At 69.5% G+C, this 17,078-nt stretch carries 13 protein-coding genes; 7 read left to right on the top strand and 6 right to left on the bottom strand.

Annotated elements, in window-relative coordinates:
* The 3 genes from ABD259_RS07430 to ABD259_RS07440 form a co-directional block, all read right to left on the bottom strand.
* Entirely contained in the window at positions 1 to 609 is a 609-nt protein-coding gene (locus ABD259_RS07430) for an OmpA family protein (protein WP_344161136.1), read from the bottom strand.
* Positions 609 to 1,169 (bottom strand): hypothetical protein, encoded by a 561-nt coding sequence (locus tag ABD259_RS07435; protein ID WP_344104993.1) that lies wholly within the window; start codon positions 1,167 to 1,169, stop codon positions 609 to 611. Before ABD259_RS07435 ends, ABD259_RS07430 begins: the two co-directional genes overlap by 1 nt.
* A 116-nt stretch (positions 1,170 to 1,285) precedes the next feature.
* On the bottom strand, positions 1,286 to 2,854 hold the full coding sequence (locus ABD259_RS07440) for an LCP family protein (RefSeq protein WP_344104995.1): 1,569 nt from the start codon (positions 2,852 to 2,854) through the stop codon (positions 1,286 to 1,288).
* Between the two features lie 321 nt (positions 2,855 to 3,175).
* Between ABD259_RS07440 and ABD259_RS07445 the strand changes: the two genes are divergently transcribed.
* The 3 genes from ABD259_RS07445 to ABD259_RS07455 all read left to right on the top strand — a co-directional run bounded on the left by ABD259_RS07445 (position 3,176) and on the right by ABD259_RS07455 (position 6,071).
* Complete coding sequence (locus ABD259_RS07445; RefSeq protein ID WP_344104997.1) at positions 3,176 to 4,147, top strand: Lrp/AsnC family transcriptional regulator; 972 nt, start codon at positions 3,176 to 3,178, stop codon at positions 4,145 to 4,147.
* Positions 4,148 to 4,323: 176 nt separating this feature from the next.
* Positions 4,324 to 5,205 carry a dihydropteroate synthase gene (gene folP / locus ABD259_RS07450; protein WP_344104999.1) on the top strand — a complete coding sequence of 294 codons (882 nt, stop codon included), beginning with the start codon at positions 4,324 to 4,326 and terminating at the stop codon, positions 5,203 to 5,205.
* 179 nt (positions 5,206 to 5,384) lie between these two features.
* Positions 5,385 to 6,071, top strand: a complete 687-nt coding sequence (locus ABD259_RS07455) for an RraA family protein (protein WP_344105149.1) — start codon at positions 5,385 to 5,387, stop codon at positions 6,069 to 6,071.
* 497 nt (positions 6,072 to 6,568) lie between these two features.
* On the opposite strand, the gene ABD259_RS07460 is transcribed toward ABD259_RS07455, so the two are convergent.
* On the bottom strand, positions 6,569 to 7,249 hold the full coding sequence (locus tag ABD259_RS07460) for a FadR/GntR family transcriptional regulator (protein ID WP_344105001.1): 681 nt from the start codon (positions 7,247 to 7,249) through the stop codon (positions 6,569 to 6,571).
* Positions 7,250 to 7,502: 253 nt separating this feature from the next.
* Here ABD259_RS07460 and ABD259_RS07465 point away from each other — a divergent pair, with 253 nt between their 5' ends.
* Positions 7,503 to 8,687: an MFS transporter gene (locus ABD259_RS07465; RefSeq protein ID WP_412759417.1), complete on the top strand. Its 1,185-nt coding sequence runs from the start codon at positions 7,503 to 7,505 to the stop codon at positions 8,685 to 8,687.
* On the opposite strand, the gene ABD259_RS07470 is transcribed toward ABD259_RS07465, so the two are convergent.
* Together ABD259_RS07470 and aceA are read right to left on the bottom strand one after the other, a co-directional pair.
* Positions 8,650 to 9,474 carry a CPBP family intramembrane glutamic endopeptidase gene (locus ABD259_RS07470; RefSeq protein ID WP_344161235.1) on the bottom strand — a complete coding sequence of 275 codons (825 nt, stop codon included), beginning with the start codon at positions 9,472 to 9,474 and terminating at the stop codon, positions 8,650 to 8,652. The genes ABD259_RS07465 and ABD259_RS07470 overlap by 38 nt on opposite strands.
* Positions 9,475 to 9,796: 322 nt before the next feature.
* Positions 9,797 to 11,095 carry an isocitrate lyase gene (gene aceA, locus ABD259_RS07475; RefSeq protein WP_344105005.1) on the bottom strand — a complete coding sequence of 433 codons (1,299 nt, stop codon included), beginning with the start codon at positions 11,093 to 11,095 and terminating at the stop codon, positions 9,797 to 9,799.
* Between the two features lie 214 nt (positions 11,096 to 11,309).
* Between aceA and ABD259_RS07480 the strand changes: the two genes are divergently transcribed.
* The 3 genes from ABD259_RS07480 to ABD259_RS07490 all read left to right on the top strand — a co-directional run bounded on the left by ABD259_RS07480 (position 11,310) and on the right by ABD259_RS07490 (position 16,833).
* Positions 11,310 to 12,746 (top strand): helix-turn-helix domain-containing protein, encoded by a 1,437-nt coding sequence (locus ABD259_RS07480; RefSeq protein ID WP_344105007.1) that lies wholly within the window; start codon positions 11,310 to 11,312, stop codon positions 12,744 to 12,746.
* Positions 12,747 to 13,063: 317 nt separating this feature from the next.
* Positions 13,064 to 15,682 carry a S8 family serine peptidase gene (locus tag ABD259_RS07485; protein ID WP_344105009.1) on the top strand — a complete coding sequence of 873 codons (2,619 nt, stop codon included), beginning with the start codon at positions 13,064 to 13,066 and terminating at the stop codon, positions 15,680 to 15,682.
* A gap of 176 nt (positions 15,683 to 15,858) precedes the next feature.
* Positions 15,859 to 16,833: a helix-turn-helix domain-containing protein gene (locus ABD259_RS07490; RefSeq protein ID WP_344105011.1), complete on the top strand. Its 975-nt coding sequence runs from the start codon at positions 15,859 to 15,861 to the stop codon at positions 16,831 to 16,833.
* Positions 16,834 to 17,078 lie beyond the last annotated feature (245 nt).

Raw genomic sequence — 17,078 nt, forward strand, 5'->3', positions numbered from 1 at the left:
TTAGGACCCGTCGAAGCTGATCTCCACGCGGCGGTTCTTCGCGCGGGCGGAGGGGACGTCGTTGCCGTCGTCGTCCGTCTCCTCGGCGACAGGCTCTGACGAGCCCTTCCCGCTCGCCTCGATGTCGGGGCCGTCCGATCCGAGTTCGTCCTCCAGCGCCTTCTTCACGGCTTTGGCGCGGTCCTCGGAGAGCTTCAGGTTGTAGTCGTTGTCGCCGACCCCGTCGGAGTGCCCGACGACCTCGACCGTGCCCGAGACGTTCTTCAGTCGCTGGGCAATGCTCGTCAGCCGCTTCTCCGCGCCCTTGTTGAGCGTGGCCTCGTCGAACTCGAAGAGCACGTCGGCGGAGATGGTGACCGTGGTGGTGGAGCCCTCGACCTCCTCCTGCTCCAGCTTCTCCATGAAGCCCGAGGGGTCAATCCCCGTGACGAACTCGGAGGGGGTGATGTCGGAGACGGATTCCTCCACCGCGCTGCGCGAGATGTCGTTCGGATTGAGATCGCTGAAATCGGGCGGTGCGTCCGCCGTAGCGGGCCCGGTCAGGGCGACGATGAGGCCCAGCGCGGGCACGGCCGTCAGGGTGCGGCGGGCCGCGACTCCTCCGCGCATCAGGAAACCCCCTCGGCCCGGGTCACGGGCACGTTCATGATCGGCGGGAACTGGTAGAAGTAGACGTCCATCGCGTCGGTGTCCTCCGCCGGGGCGGCGAAGATGGCGCTCAGCTGCGTGGGCTCGTCGTAGGAGAGGTGTGTCTTGACGATGTCGGGGGCGAGTCGCCCGTCGGCCCGGACGATGGAGTGCCGCCGCAAATTCTGGGTGTCGACGAGGTAGACGAATTCGGAGACGTTGCCGAACTGGTTGTACAGGTTCAGCCTGCTCCTCCCGTCCGGCCGTTCCGGGGCGATGCTGAAGTCCATCTGCAGCAGCTCGCCGCGGACGGTCAGCGCGTGGATTTCGAACTTCGCGTCGGTCTCGTACTGCGTGGTGAATGTGGCCTCGCCGATGACGTCCTCTGCATCGGGCGCTGACCCCGGGTCCTGGGCCGCTTGGTCCTGGCCCTTCTTCTCGTCTTTGTCGTCCGCGCCGTCGCTACCGCCGAACATGCCGCAGCCGCTCAGCAGGGCCGCGAGCGCGACCGCGCAGACCGATGCCTTCAGGGGGGTTCTCACTTACTTCGTCACTCCTCAGGGGGAAGGGGGAATGAGGGTGGTGCACCGGAAACGCCGGCGCCGGCTGGTACGACGCCGACGCCCGGCACAAGGTTCCGTCGCACGCGCGGGTCAGCCTAGGGGCAGAGGGTGTCCAGCGACGCGGCCGCGTCGCCGACCTGCCGACCGGGTGTCGTCGGCGACGGGCTGGACTGACCGGGGTGCTCCTGCCACTCGGTGGACTCGCCGACCTGGCTGTCGTCCTGGTGAGCGGGGCCGACGCCCTGGCCGCCTTCCTGCTTCTCGCCGCTGGGGCCGACCGACGGGACGGGGGAGGACGCATCCTTGGGCGTGCCCTTGGCCGTGTCGGGGCCCTGCTTGCCCTGCTGGCCCTCCTGCTCCTGGATAGCGTCGGAGACCAGGCGCTGGATCTCCTTCCAGTCCGGGTAGGCCGTGTTCACCTGCGGTGGCGAGAGCTGGAACGTCCGCATCTCGCCTTCGTTCTTCACGCGGTCGGCGAGTGCGACGAATGCGGGCAGACGCGACGCCGGGATGTCGGTCCGCAGCGTCTGCTTGGCGGCGCCAGCCAGCGACTGGAAGCTGGTGAGGATCTTGGCGGGCTCGGCCTGCTCGGCGACGTACTTGATGAGGCAGCCCTGCCGCCCCATGCGGGTGTAGTCGTCGCTGTTGACCCGGCTGCGCCCGTACCACAGTGCCTCGTTGCCGGTGAGGACCCGGTCTCCGGGCTCCAGGATGTCGCCCCGCTGGCCGTAGGGGATCGGCTTGTCGATGTGCACCCGGATGCCGCCGATGGCGTCGATCAGGCCTTCGAAGCCCTTCATGTCGACCAGCGCGTAGTAGTCGAGGTCGATGTCGAGGAGGTGGGCGATGACGCCCTTCAGGGTGTCGGCGGCGGGGTCCTTGGCCGTGGGGTCAAAGGCCAGTTCCCGCGGGTTCTCGGCGACGGTCTGGTAGACCTCGTTGAGCAGGTCGTTGAAGCCGTGCGGCGGCGGAAACCGCTGGGCGAGCGCGGTGCCCTTCGGGAACTGCGCGTTCTCCAGGTTGCGGGGGATTCCGATGAGGACCACATCGCCGTACTCGATGTCGATGCTGGCCACCATCATCGAGTCGGTGCGCATGCCGTAGCGGTTGCTGCCGGAGTCGCCGCCGATCAGCAGGACGTTGACGCGGGCCTGGTCGTCGCCCCAGCGGCTGGCGAGCTCACCGTGCGGGTCATCGGGTTCCGGGCCGAACACCGAGGAGATGGCGTCGTGGGTGGTGTAGGTGGCGTACATGACCGCCCCGGCGGGTGCGGCGATCATCAGGCACAGGGCGACCACGAGTGTCCCGCCGGCCAGCTTCGTCCCCACTCCCGCGGACTCCGGCCGGGTGATGACCCATGAGTGGACGACGACGGTCATCCACAGCACGGCGATGGCGAAGGCGACAGCGGCGGCGGTGAGCAGCCAGCGCCCTTGGACGGCGATGGCGGCGCTCATCGTGAGGTCGCCGCCCGCCACCAGGGCGGCGGCGACGGCGGCCGCGATCAGGACCAGGTAGACGGCGAGGATCACCCATCCGAGTGTTCTTCGCCCGGTGCGTAGGTGAGCGACTCCCGGAAGAACTGCGGAGCCTGCGGTCCACAACAGCGCACGACCAGTGCCGGCAGGGCGGCTCTCGTTCTCCTTCTGCCGTCCTGCTGCCATAGTCGTCCTTCCTGTTGGTCGTAAGCATGTCCGGATGCCGCCGACCCATACATCTCCGGTGGTGGCATTCCGGAGATACAGTGTCTCGCTTTGCCGGAGTTGTTCGCACACGGGTCCCTGGCGGGAGCATGTTCGGACGATGTCCAACATGTCACGCGGGGGGCTCTAATGTCCTGTTCTCCGCGTGTCGCGCGCCAAAGTAGTCCTTGTTTCTTTCGTGATCAGTAGTTAAGTGACGCTACAACTGCCATGATCTGGCCGCAGGAGGGGGCGGTGTCCGGGGGGAAAGGGCGCCGTCATGGGAACGAAAGGCATGCCATCGTGCTCGATGCGGTCGATGTCGCGCTCATGCGGGCGCTTCAGGGGGACGGAAGAGCTACATATCAGGCGCTCGCGGACGGAGTCGGGCTGTCGCGGACAGCGGTGCGCGCGCGGGTCAGGCATCTGGTCGGGACCGGTGCGATCCGGATCGTGGGCGTGCTGCACGCCGGTGTTCTCGGCATGGAGGTGTTGGGCCAGGTTTCATTCAATGTTTCGGGTCCCGTAGCGCCGGTTCTACGGGAGATCGCGCCGCGGGACGCGGTGACGTTCGCCGCGCAGACGGCGGGCCGCTTCCCCCTGGTCGCGGACCTGCGGGTGCGCGACGACGAGGCGCTGGCCAACGAACTCGCCGCCCTCCGCGCTCTGCCCGGTGTGACCGGCGTGGAGGTGTTCCGCGCCGACTCCGTCATCAAGGACGCCTACAGCAGTGTGCGCAGGCTGCGGGACATCGTCATCGACCCGCTCGACTGGCGCCTGGTGCGCCACCTGCAGCGCGACGGCCGCGCGTCCTACGCCGAGCTGGCGCGGCAGGTGGGCCTGTCGCAGGCGGCGGCACGCTCTCGGGTGGTGCGGCTCATCGACGCGGGGGTGGTGCATGTCACCGCGCTCGTGGAACCGTCGATGGTGGGCGCCGACGAGCAGCTCGGATTCGGCGTGCGATGCCGGGGGGACGCGAGCGCGGCCGCTGTGCACATCGGTACGCTGTCCGGAGTGTCCTTCCTGGCGACGGGGTTCGGCCGCTACGACATCGTCGGTGGTGTGACCGCGGCTGACCGCCACTCCCTGATCGAGGCGGTGGAGGCGATCCGCTCGAACGGGGAAGTCGCCTACGTCGAGACTTGGGAACATCTCTCGGTGGCCAAGGAACGGCGGCGCGGAGACCCGGGAGTCTCGGTCGCGTCCGCGGCGACTGCGGAGCAAGGCGGCCTGCTGCGGCAGGGAGCGTGCTCGGGGGATCCGGTGACGGTGTAGGCGGCGCCCAGCCAGCGGGACCGCTGACGTGTGCTTGCGCCCGCGGCGGTGCGGGCGCGACCAACAGCGTCCACCTGGTTCGCGGGGCGGGGGCGGGCGGATTCCGGCTGGGTACCGGAACGCCCGGAGCCCGATTCCGGTGCGGCGCGGTGAGCAACGGACGGGGGAGTCGGGTTATGCGGGAATCGGTGACCACGCCGCCGGGGGGCGTGCTCCGGCTGCGCGGGCGCGAGTTCGGGCCCGGCCGGTACGCGGTGATGGGGGTCATCAACCGGACCCCCGACTCGTTCTACGACCGTGGCGCGACCTTCGCCTTCGACGCCGCCCTGCGCGCCGCCGACGTGGCCGTGCGGAACGGCGCGGACATCATCGACGTGGGCGGCGTCAAGGCGGGCTACGGCGAACACGTCCCGCCCGAGGAGGAGATCCGCCGCACGGTGCCGTTCGTGGCGGAGCTGCGCGAGCGCCACCCCGACGTGATCATCTCGGTCGACACCTGGCGCGCGCGGGTCGGCCGCGAGTGCGCCGCGGCGGGAGCCGACCTCATCAACGACACCTGGGCCGGGGCCGACCCGGACCTGGCGCTGGTGGCCGCGGAGTTCGACGCGGGGCTGGTGTGCAGTCACAGCGGCGGTCTCGCACCGCGAACCGACCCCCACCGGGTCGCCTACGACGACGTCATGGCCGACGTCATCGCGACCGTCACCGGGCTGGCCGAGCGTGCCGTGGCGGCGGGGGTGCGTCCCGACCGGATTCTGGTCGACCCAACCCACGACTTCGGCAAGAACACCTACCACTCCCTGGAGCTCACCCGCCGCCTGGCCGAGATGGCCGCCACTGGCTGGCCGGTCCTGGTGGCGGTCTCCAACAAGGACTTCATCGGCGAAACGCTCGACGCGCCGCTCACCGACCGGCTGGCGGGCACGCTCGCCACACTGGCCGTATCGGCGTGGGAGGGGGCGCGTGTGTTCCGCGTGCACGACGTGGGTGCCGCACGGGTCGCGCTGGACGCCGTCGCGGGACTGGTTCTCGAAGACGCCCAGCACGAGCGCGTGTAACCGCCAGTAGCATTTTTTGCTCAATTTCGACCGGTATGTCTTGCATCACGCTGAAGTTACCCGTGAGTATGAGGGGGTCGGGTCGATTTCAACCGCGCAGCGCGCTGCGCTGCGGGGCGGCCCGCTCAGGCGCGGTGTAATGGGAGGCAGACGTGGCGCTTGCGGATACCTTGACGGCGGTGGGCACAGCGGCACTGACACGCTGCGGGGCCCGCCCCCTCGGTTCGCACCTCTTCCCCGTATGGCCCGAAATGGCGTTCGCGGCCACAGCACTGCCGGTGCGGTGTGCCCCGGGCGACAACCTCGCCATCCACGTGGCCATCGCCCAGGCACGGCCCGGAACTGCACTGGTCATCGACGTCGCGGGTGAATCCGAATACGGCTACATCGACGCGATCCTCGCCGTGGCGGCCCAGATGCGCGAGGTGGCCGGCGTGGTGGTCGACGGATGCGTCCGCGACGTGGCGGGCATCGCCCGCGCCCAGCTCCCGGTCATGAGCGCGGGCGTCTCCGTCCGCGAGCCCAGCCGCGAGGCGGGCGGCACGGTCGGCGAGGAGATCGTGATGAACTCCGGCAGCGCTCCGGTCCCGGTGCGCCGTGGCGACTGGATCACCGCCGACGACGACGGTGTGGTGTGCCTGCCCCGCGGCCGGGCCACCGCCATCGTCGCCAAGGCCGTGGAAGCGGTCTCCCACGACCAGGAGGTCCTCGACGCGCTGTGCTCCGGCCGCAGTACCCTGGACATCCTCGACCTCGACCCGTCCCGCGTCGCCGGCTGGGAGGGCGGCCACGTGCCCGGAACCGCGCCGTGGCCCGAAGCCCCCACCGCCGACGGCCCCCGCTCGGCGGCCCCAGGCCACCGCTGACGCGGGGCCCGCGCGAAGGCGCGCGCCGGACATCATGTCCGGGCCGCTACGGCCTCGACGTGAACCGGGAGCCGTCCGCAGGACTGACGGCTCCCGGTTCGGTGGGAAGTGCGCTTGGCCTGCCCCGGCCGCGGACGATCACGCGTTCGTCCCTCCGACAGGACGGACGACAACAGCGACAGGCGCGTCATCGCGGGGCGCTGTGGGACACCGGGCGGCGAGCGGTCAGGCGCGTCGTGCGGCCGGGCGGCTGGTCGCGGCCCCATCCGTCGTCCGCGTCACGCACCCCGCCGGGCAGCTTCCCGGAATCAACGCCTCAGCGACTCGATGACTCGGCGCCTCGATGCCTCAACGTCGGCTTGGCTGCGGCGCTTCTCGGCGGCTCTGTTCGACGGGGTCGGGCCGAAGGGGTGGCGTGGGGCCTCACTGCGCCACTGTGCCCCCGTGGTGGGCGCAGCGAGGTCTTCCTCACACCTTCTTCGCGTGCGGGGTCGGGGTCAGTCGTCTCCGGCGCGGGCGATGAGCTCGTCCAGGTAGCACGCCGCCTCGCGCAGGGCCCGTTCGGGGTCGGAGGCGCGGACGGCTTCGGTCAGGCCGGCGTGGTCGATGCCTTCGTCGCTCTCCGGCTGTGCGTAGGCCGTATGGGCGATGCTCTCGTAGACTGTTTGGGCGATGTCGTCGTAGAGCTCGATGAGCAGCGTGTTGTGCGTCGCGTTCACGATGGCGCGATGGAACGTGAAATCGGCCTCGACGAAGGCCCCCATGTCCTTCTCGCGCCAGGCGGCGTCGCGCAGCGCCATAGCGCGGTCGATGTCGGTGAGGTCCTCCTCGGTGTGCCGCAGCGCCGCCAAGCGGGCCGCCTCCATCTCCAGGGCGCGGCGGACCTCAAGGTTTTCGCGTAGCTCCGAGCGCTCCAGACGACGGCGTAGCGCGCCGCCCAACTCGCTGGATGCGCGGATGAAGGTCCCGGCCCCCTGCCGGATCTCCAGCAGGCCTGCGTGCGCAAGCGCCCTCACCGCCTCGCGGACGGTGTTCCGCCCGACTTCCAGCTGGTCGGAGAGTTCGGATTCGGTCGGGATGCGATCGCCCACTCGCCACTCTCCGGAGTCGATCTGGGCTCGTAATTGGCTGATGACCTGGTCGACAAGGCCGGTCCGACGCGTCGAGGCGAGGGGCACGCGGATACCTCCTGGGAAGGTGACGGCCGCCATAGGGGGAGGCCGATCGGATGTGCGGTCGGTTAAAGCCGGAGCTTAGACCAGTTCCGGGCGCGAAATAGTCCGGCATGGCCAATGCGTTACGCTCATGAAGCAGATCCTGTCATCCTACGAATGTGAGAGTCGTGTGACAAGCGCCACGGTAACCAGTTCGGGAAAGTCCGATATTGAACCTTCGGCGCCAGGGGGCGCGCGTCCGCGTTCCGTGGCGTGGTTGCTGATCGCGGGTGTCGGGCTCGCGGCCCTTAACCTGCGTACCGCTATCACCAGCGTCGGCCCACTGCTCGACGAGGTCACCGGCGGGCTTCACATGTCCGGCACGCTCGCGGGCGTGTTGACCACGCTCCCGGTGCTGTGCTTCGCGGTGTTCGGGGCGCTGACCCCCACCCTCATCCGTCGCTTCGGCGAGCACCACGTCCTTGTCGCGGCGCTGGCGGCGCTCGCCGCGGGCCTGGGCGCCCGCGCCTTCTCCGCCGACCCCTGGCTGTTCCTCCTCCTGAGCGTGATCGCCCTGTCCGGCGGCGCCGTCGGCAACGTGCTGCTGCCCACCCTGGTCAAGCAGCACTTCCCGGCCCGTGTCGGGGCGATGACCACCCTCTACACCACGACGCTGGCGCTGGGGACCACCATCGCGGCCGCCGCCACCGTGCCCGTCCAGCAGGCGGCGGGCAGCTGGCGGGTGGCCCTGGGCTCCTACGCCGTCTTCGCGGTGATCGCGATCGTGCCCTGGCTGCTGGTGCTGCGCCACGAGCCGCCGCGGGCCGACCCCGCCGAGGCGCTCAGCCTGGGCCGCGTCCTGCGCACCCGCATGGGCTGGCAGAGCGTGCTCTACTTCGGCACCCAGTCCACGGTCGCCTACATCCTCTTCGGCTGGTTCGCGCAGATGCTCCGCGACCAGGGCATGGACGCGACCAACGCGGGCCTCATGCTCTCGTACCTCACCGCCCTGGCGGTGCCGATCTCGCTGCTCCTGCCCGGGCTCATGGCCCGCGTCCGCGACCACCGCGGGTTCGTCGCGTTCTTCTACGCCGCCTACGTCGTGGGCCTGGTGGGTATGTGGTTCTCGCCCCTGCAGGGCATCTGGATCTGGACGACGTTCCTGGGCCTGGGCATGGGCGCCTTCACGCTCGCGCTGACCTTCTTCGCGGTGCGGACTCGGACCGCCCCCGCCACCGCCGCGCTGTCAGCGGCTAGCCAGAGCCTCGGCTACCTCATGGGCGGTCTGGGGCCGTTCCTGTTCGGCACGCTGCACCATCTCACCGGCGGCTGGCACGCGCCACTGGCGCTGGTCTTCGTCATCATGACGGTCAACTTCTGCATGGGCCTGCTGCTGGGTCGTCCCCGTTATCTGGAGGACCAGCTCACGCCGGCCCCGGAAGCCAGTCGACCCGTCCGATGAGGTACACCGACCCCACAAAGGCGATGATGTCGATCAGGGAGTGGGCGATGACCAGCGGCATCACGCGGCCGTAGCGGTGGTAGAACCAGCTGAACACGAGCCCCATGACGAGGTTGCCGAAGAACATCCCCACCCCCTGGTAGAGGTGGTAGGTCGCGCGGAGGAGCGAACCGGTCACCGCCGCGCTCACCGGCGACCAGCCCAGCTGGCGCAGCCGCAGCATCAGGTAGCCCACGACGATGACCTCTTCCAGCACACCGTTCTTGACGGCCTGCAGGATGAGCACAGGGAGCTGCCACCAGTGCTCGTTCAGGGTGCTGGGGGCCACGGTCACCGTGAGCCCCAGCTGCCAGGAGACCAGGTAGACGGCGAGTCCGCCGATACCGATCAGCGCCGCCAGTCCGGCACCCGACGCCAGATCCCCGCCGGGGCGGCGCACGTCGAACCCGATCGTGGCGGCCGACTCCCGTGACCGGTGCAGCAGGTAGACCGCCAGCAGCACCGGAGTGACCGCGAAGGCCAGGGAGAACAGCTGCCGGGAGAGGTCCAGCCACGGGCGCTCGGCGCCGGCCTGCGAACCGATGAGACTCGCCGTCTGCTCGGCCAGGGCCTCCGGCGCGGTCAGCGCCCCGACGAAGGAGATCGTCGACGAGACGGCGGCGGCACCCAGCGACAGCGCCAGCACGCACGCGATCTCCATGCCGATGAGACCGCGCGTCAGCTCCGCGGGCCGCGGCGGTCCACCCCCGGCCGCACGCGCCGCGTTCGACGCGCCCTCCGCGGGCATCGCGGGCGCCGAGCGGGATCCGGTGGACGGGCTGCCCGATGATGTGCTGCCCTCGGACGTTGTGGGTCGAGGATCGAAGGCGGGGTCGGCCATGTGCCAGATCATGCCATCAACGCGCCATGTCCCACGCCACGGGTCCGTTGTCGGGCCGACAGCGGAAGCGGGCAGGGGGCGAAGGGCACCGGGCGGCGGACAGCAAAAAGCCGCCGGTCTCGCGAGTGACACGGTTTCCGCGAGACCGGCGGCGGGGGGACGGCGACCCGCCGCGCCCCAGCCACGAAAGCGGGGCGGGTCGCCATCAGGGAAACGAAGACCTGATGTCTCAGTGAGCCTCTGAGAACTGGTCTTCTTCGGTGGAGCCGGTGAGGGCGGTGGTCGAGGCGTCCGGTGTGATGGCCGTGCTCACCTGGTCGAAGTAGCCGGTGCCGACCTCGCGCTGGTGGCGGGTCGCGGTGTAGCCCTGCGCCTCGTCGGCGAACTCGGCCTCCTGCAGCTCCACGTAGGCGCTCATGCCGTTCTCGGCGTAGCCCTTGGCCAGGTGGAACATGGAGTGGTTCAGGGAGTGGAAGCCGGCCAGCGTGATGAACTGGAACTTGTAGCCCATGTGGCCGAGTTCGCGCTGGAACTTGGCGATGGTGGAGTCGTCCAGGTGCCGCTTCCAGTTGAAGGACGGCGAGCAGTTGTAGGCGAGCATCTGGTCCGGGTACTCGGCCTTGATCCGCTCGGCGAACTGGCGGGCGACCTCCAGGTCGGGGGTGGAGGTCTCCATCCACAGCAGGTCGGAGTAGGGGGCGTAGGCCAGACCGCGGGCGACGCAGGCCTCCAGGCCGTTGCGGACCCGGTAGAAGCCCTCGCCGGTGCGCTCACCGGTGACGAAGGGGCGGTCGCGCTCGTCGATGTCGCTGGTGATCAGCGTCGCGGCCTGGGCATCGGTCCGCGCGACCACGAGGGTCGGGACACCCGCGACGTCGGCCGCGAGACGGGCGGAGTTCAGCGTCTTGATGTGCTGGCTGGTTGGGATGAGGACCTTGCCGCCCAGGTGGCCGCACTTCTTCTCGGAGGCGAGCTGGTCCTCCCAGTGGACGCCCGCGGCGCCGGACGCGATCATGCCCTTCATCAGTTCGAAGGCGTTGAGCACGCCGCCGAAGCCGGCCTCGGCGTCGGCGACGATCGGCGCCAGCCAGTGCGGCGCGTCGTCGTCGCCCTCGGACCAGGAGATCTGGTCGGCGCGGAGCAGGGCGTTGTTGATGCGGCGGACCACCGCCGGAACCGAGTTGGCGGGGTACAGGCTCTGGTCGGGGTAGGTGTGACCGGACAGGTTGGCGTCGGCCGCGACCTGCCAGCCGGAGAGGTAGATGGCCTTGAGGCCGGCGCGGACCTGCTGAACCGCCTGGTTGCCGGTGAGCGCACCGAGGGAGTTGACGTAGTCCTCGCTGTGCAGCAGGTCCCAGAGCCGCTGGGCGCCGTGGCGGGCCAGCGTGTGCTCTTCGGTGACCGAGCCGCGCAGTCGGATCACGTCTTCGGCGGAGTACGTGCGCTTGATGCCGGCCCAGCGCGGGTCGTTGTTCCACTCCTGCTGCAGCGCGGCGGCTGCTTCCTTCTGCCGACCAGTGATGCTCATGGTCTGTCCTGCCTTCGGTTCGTCCCCTGGAAAAGTGCCCCGGCTGGAGACACTGGACGGGGGAGCTGGGGCGCCCCCGGCGTCATGTTCCCCGCCGGTAACTATGATTCTGAGCAAAGATCCAGCGTTTTTCGAGACCAATGTTTGCGAAGAACCTTGATTCTTTCCTTATGATGAACGCATGGCGTACTTTGGGAACGAAGAAATACCGTCTTTGCCGGGTGACCTGGATCTCGTCACCTTTGGCCAGAGGCTTCGTCATCTGCGGCGCAGCCGCAAGATGACCCTTGCTGACCTGGGAGAACGCGTCGGCCGGGCGCCATCCCAGCTGTCGCTGCTGGAGAACGGCAAGCGCGAGCCCAAGCTCTCCCTCCTCACCTCCCTCGCCCAGGCGCTTGGCGTCTCCGTGGAGGAGCTGCTGTCCCGACAGCCCCCGAGCCGCCGCGCCCAGCTGGAGATCGCGGTGGAGGAAGCGCAGCGCGACCCCGTCTACCAGACGCTCAACCTGCCGCACCTCAAGGTCGGCAAGCGCGTGCCCAACGACGTCCTGGAGCACATCGTCGGCCTGTACGACGAGCTCAAGCGGCGGAACAACAAGCCCACCGCCACCCCCGAGGAGGCCCGGCTCGCCAACGCCGAGCTGCGTCGGCAGATGCGCGAGCGCGGCAACTACTTCGAGGCCATCGAGAAGTCCGCGCAGGAGACGCTGGACGCGGTCGGCTACAGCGGGGGCGCCCTGTCCCAGGGACAGATCCTGTCGATCGTGACCCACCACGGGTTCACCCTGCGCTACGTGCAGGACCTGCCCCGCTCGGTCCGCTCGGTCACCGACATTCGCAACCGGCGGCTGTACCTCAAGCGCGAGTCACTGGGGATGCACAGCCCCCGCACCATCCTGTTGCAGACGCTGGGGCACTTCGTGCTCGGCCACAGCCAGCCCCGCGACTTCGCCGACTTCCTGCGCCAGCGCGTCGAGGCCAACTACTTCGCCGCGGCGGTGCTCATCCCCGAGTCCACGGCCGTGCCCTACCTGCAGGAGGCCAAGCAGGCGCGCGACCTCTCCGTTGAGGACCTGCGCGACGTCTACTCCGTCTCCTACGAGATGGCCGCGCACCGGTTCACCAACCTCGCCTACCGCCACTTGGACCTGGTCTGCCACTTCATCCGCAACGACGAGACCGGGATCATCTACAAGGCCTACGAGAACGACGGCCTGGTCTTCCCCACCGACGACACCGGGGCCATCGAAGGCCAGCGGATGTGCCGGTACTGGTCGGGGCGCCAGGTGTTCGCGTCGCCCGACCGCTACTCGATCTACTACCAGTACACCGACAAGCCCAACGGCACCCACTGGTGCGTCGCGCACGTCGACCCCAGCCGGGAGCGCAACTTCGCGATCACGCTCGGCGTCCCCTACAAGGAGTCCCGCTGGTTCCGCGGGCGCGAGACCACCAACCGCACCCAGTCCAACTGCCCCTCCGGTGAGTGCTGCGTGCGCCCGCCCTCCGAACTCGCCGCGCGGTGGGAGGGCAACGTGTGGCCCTCGGCGCGCGCCCACTCCCACGTGCTGTCGGCGCTGCCGTCGGGGACCTTCCCCGGCGTCGACGAGACCGACGTCTACACGTTCCTGGAGCGGCACGCGGCCGAGTAGCGACTGGGGCGGCCGCCGCGGAACCGGGCACTCGGGCAACGCGACAACCGGACTCGCTGGCGCGAACCGGGCAGCGGCCGGCCCTCACACGAAAAGACCGAAAAGATCGACCAAACTGTGGTGGCCGGGGCGCGTGCGCCCCGGCCACCACCCCTGCGCGGCCCCGTTCCGGGGCGCGGATGCCCTGTGGCGCCGGCTGTCCGGTTTCCGCCATGACGTATGTACGACATAGCGCGCATCTACCGGTTGATCACTCTCTGCTGCAACGTTAGCGCTGTTGGCCCGCTTCCGACCCCCAATGACCCACGGGAAGAGGCATGCAGCAGAATTCCCCCACAATTCCCCCTGCCCAACAACCCCCCCGTTCCTCCCGTTCCCCCCGCTCATCCGGTGCCGCCCTGCTCACGGCCGGCACACTTATCGCCGCGACCCTCACTGCGGTCGCGCTGCCCCAATCCGCGTCGGCCGAGCCCCGGGCCGACAAGATCGGTGACCACGGCCGGGCACTGCTGGAGGAGTACAAGAAGCAGCCCTGGATCCTGCCGAAGTCCACGAAGAGTGACTTCGCCACCCTGATCCTGGCCACCGACGACGGCCGCGCCGACGAGGTCCGCAGCGAACTGGAGTCCTTCGGCGCCGAAGTCACAACGGTCGCGGAGGAGATCGGCTACATCAAGGTCAACGTCGACTTCGGCGACGTGGACAGGGTCGAGGCGATCGACGACGTCGTGGCCATCGACGTCGACGAGCTGCTCCCCCTGCCCGACCCCGCCCCGGCCGACACGGGCGCGGACACAGGCGCCGCCACCGAAGGACCGTCGGCCGAGACCCCCGACGACAACCCCTACATGCCGACCAACGAGATCGGCGCCGTGGACTTCCGGAAGAAGAACCCGGAGGCGGACGGGCGCGGCGTCACGATCGGCGTCCTGGACACCGGCGTCGACCTGGAGCATCCCGCACTCCAGAAGACGACCACGGGCGAGGACAAGATCGTCGACTGGGTCAACGCCACTGACCCCACCAACCTCATCGACCTCATCTACGACCCGACGTTCGTCGTGACTACGGGCGTGACCGGGCCGACCTTCGAGCGCCGGGGCCGCACCTGGACCGCACCCGCGGGTGACTGGCGCTTCGGCCAGTTCGACTTCCAAGTCGCCGGGTCCGACGACGACGCCTGGGGCGTGCTCTACCGGCCCGCCGACGGAACAGTCCTGGTCGATCTCAACCAGAACCGCGACTTCACGGACGACGACGCGATCGGCGACTTCGGCGACACCCGGGACTTCGGCAAGTTCGGCACCGACGACCCCGACACCCCGATCAACGAGGCCCCCGCCTTCGTCGTCTCGGCCCTGCCCGATGTGTTCCGCGGCACCGTGCACATCGGTCTCGACACCCACGGGCACGGCACCCACGTGGCCGGGATCGCCGCCGGAAACGGCCTGTTCGGCGGGGAGATGAACGGCGCGGCGCCCGGCGCCAAGGTCGTCTCGATGCGTGCCTGCCACAACCGCGGCTGCTCCTCGGCCGCCCTCACCGACGGCATGATCAAGCTGGCCACCGACCTCGACGTGGACGTCATCAACATGTCCATCGGCGGCCTGCCCCCGCTCAACGACGGACAGAACGCCCGCGCCCTGCTCTACAACCGGCTCATCGCCGAGACCGGCGTGCAGATGTTCATCTCCGCCGGGAACTCGGGTCCCGGCATCAACACGGTCGGCGACCCATCGGTGGCCGGTGACGTCATGAGTGTGGGTGCGACCGTCTCCGGTGCGACGTGGAAGGCCAACTACGGCCGGGACGTCGACTACGACCGGGGCCTCTTCTCCTTCTCCTCGCGCGGCCCCCGTGAGGACGGCGGGTTCAAACCCGACATCACCGCTCCCGGCGCGGCCATCTCGGCCATCCCCACCGACCAGGAGGGCGACCCCGTCCCCGGCGCCGGATACGGCCTGCCCCCCGGCTACGGGATGAAGAACGGCACCTCCATGTCCGCCCCGCAGGCGACCGGGGGCGCGGCGCTGCTGCTCTCCGCCGCCGCGCAGAACGGACAGAAGGTCACTCCGACCCAGCTGCGCACCGCACTGCGCACCAGCGCGGAGTTCTCCGACGACCTGACAGCGCTGGATCAGGGCCACGGCCAGATGAACGTCGGCGCCGCCTGGAAGCTGCTGCGCAAGGACCTCGCCACCGATGAGCTGACCGTCACCGCCCCGGTGTGCACCGAGCAGTCGGACAAGCTCGTGGAACCGGGCTTCGGCCGCGGCCTGTACAACCGCTGCCTGCCCGGCGCCGGTGGACAGAAGGCCGGTGAGAGCAAGGACTACGAGCTGAACATCACACGCGACAGCGGCGGTGACGCGATGCGGCCGTACCGGGTGAAGCTGGTCGGCGACGACGGCACGTTCTCCGTACCCCGCCACCTCAAGCTGGGCAAGGGGGAGGAGACCTCACTGAAGGTCACCGCCACTCCCGACGCCGGGGCGCACAGTGCCGTCCTGCAGCTGGACAACCCGCGCACGCGGGGCGTCGACCACACGGTCATGCTCACGGTGATCGTGCCCGACGTCGAACTCGGCGGCGGGGACACGTCCTGGTCGGGCTCGGGCGAGGTGCCGCGCGCCGAGGCCCGCAGCCGCTTCGTCGCGATCCCGCCCGGCACGGAGTCGTTCACCGTTGAAATGTCCGGTGTGGCCGAGAACAGCCGCCTGCGCTGGACCGCGTTCACCCCGTTCGGCCCGAGCGGGGAGAACGTGAGGGGACACTGCTACACCAACATCCCGGAGACGGGGAATTGCAACGCGCTCAAGCGCACTTACAACAACCCGATTCCCGGCATCTGGGACCTCTCGCTCGACGCCGCGAGCAGCTCTCCCGTCGCGAACAACCCCTATGAGCTGGACGTGAGCATGACCCCGGCCGACTGACCCCGCACGCCGGCGCCACGGGGCGGGAGAACCAGCCCCGTGGCGCCGGACGGCGGCCCGTGCCATCGCGCGGGCGGGCAGGTGGCCCGCCCGCGCGGTCGTGCGTACAGTCCCATGCATGCTTCGGCCGCTACGGCCGAGCGGGAGGACTGCGACGATGAGGCGGAGGGCAGCGAATGCTGGAGATGATCGGCTTGGCGGAGGACGAGGAGAAGGTCTATCTGGCGCTGCTCCGCTCCCCAGCCGGCGACTCCGGCGAGCTCGCCGCACGGCTGGGCATGGCCACACCGGACGCCGAGGACGCGCTGGCCCGCCTGGCGGACAAGGGTCTGCTCGGCCGTGCCCCCGGGGGGACGTCGGCGCTGCGCGTCGCACCGCCCGACGCCGCGCTCAGCCCCCTGCTGGTCCAGCGCCAGGCGCAGCTCCACCAGACCCAGACCGAGGTGGCCCGGTTGATCGAGGACTACAGGGCGCGTGCCGCGCTGCATGACCCTGAGGAGATCGTCGAGACCGTTACCGGCCGGGACGCGGTCACCGAGAGCTATCGGCGGATCCACCAGGGTGCCGCCAAGGAAGTGCGGGTGCTTGTCACCGGGCCGCCCATGGTGGTGAGCTCGGCCGACAACGACGTCGCGCGCGCGTCGATGGCCGCGGGCGTGCACTACCGCGTGGTCTACGACCGGGCGCTGCTGGACGGGAGCGACGACCCCCTGCTCCTGGCGGAATCGTGCGAACCGGGCGAGGATGTGCGAGTGGCGGGGGATATCCCGATGAAGCTCAGTATCGCCGACGACCACGCGGCGTTCCTGCCGACGGTCACGTCGGGGCTGGAGGAGCCGTCGGTGATCATCGTGCGTCCCAGCGGGCTGCTCGACGCGCTCGAATGGATCTTTGAGACCATCTGGGAGACCGCTGTCCCCTTTCCCGCGCACGACGGGGAGGGGAGCCTGACCGCGATGCCTGAAGCTGAGGTGGAGGCCCGCCGCCTGATCTCCCTCATGCTCTCCGGGTGCACGGACCGCGCGATGGCCAACCAGCTGGGGGTAAGTGTGCGCACGGTGCAGCGCAGGATCAACCGGCTCAGTGCCCAGATGGGGGTCCGAACCCGCCACCAGCTGATCTGGCAGGCGACCCGGCGCGGCTGGCTGTGAGCGACCGCGAGCGGTGAGCGGGGGAGCATCGGCGTGGCTGTCGCGGACTGGGGCTTCCCGCGGACGCCGCCCCCTGTCCACCCCTCCGTCGCCCCTTCCGAGCTTGATTCGGGAATCAAGGGTGGTGCCCGTTGTGCGCGTTATGGGCCGAGTGTTACCGTTGGTAACACGCTCGTTCGGCACACCACTGAGTCATGCCATCGACCGCTATGGCCCGGGATGTCGACGACGACCACCACCCTCTT

Origin of the sequence: Nocardiopsis rhodophaea (assembly GCF_039530945.1) — a bacterium.
Taxonomy (GTDB): domain Bacteria; phylum Actinomycetota; class Actinomycetes; order Streptosporangiales; family Streptosporangiaceae; genus Nocardiopsis_C; species Nocardiopsis_C rhodophaea.

Coding starts and splice junctions, on each gene's coding strand:
- ABD259_RS07490 (WP_344105011.1), top strand. CDS start 15,859: ATGCTGGAGATGATCGGCTTGGCGGAGGACGAGGAGAAGGTCTATCTG.
- folP (WP_344104999.1), top strand. CDS start 4,324: ATGCGGGAATCGGTGACCACGCCGCCGGGGGGCGTGCTCCGGCTGCGC.
- ABD259_RS07440 (WP_344104995.1), bottom strand. CDS start 2,854: ATGGCAGCAGGACGGCAGAAGGAGAACGAGAGCCGCCCTGCCGGCACT.
- ABD259_RS07485 (WP_344105009.1), top strand. CDS start 13,064: ATGCAGCAGAATTCCCCCACAATTCCCCCTGCCCAACAACCCCCCCGT.
- ABD259_RS07430 (WP_344161136.1), bottom strand. CDS start 609: ATGCGCGGAGGAGTCGCGGCCCGCCGCACCCTGACGGCCGTGCCCGCG.
- ABD259_RS07470 (WP_344161235.1), bottom strand. CDS start 9,474: ATGCCCGCGGAGGGCGCGTCGAACGCGGCGCGTGCGGCCGGGGGTGGA.
- aceA (WP_344105005.1), bottom strand. CDS start 11,095: ATGAGCATCACTGGTCGGCAGAAGGAAGCAGCCGCCGCGCTGCAGCAG.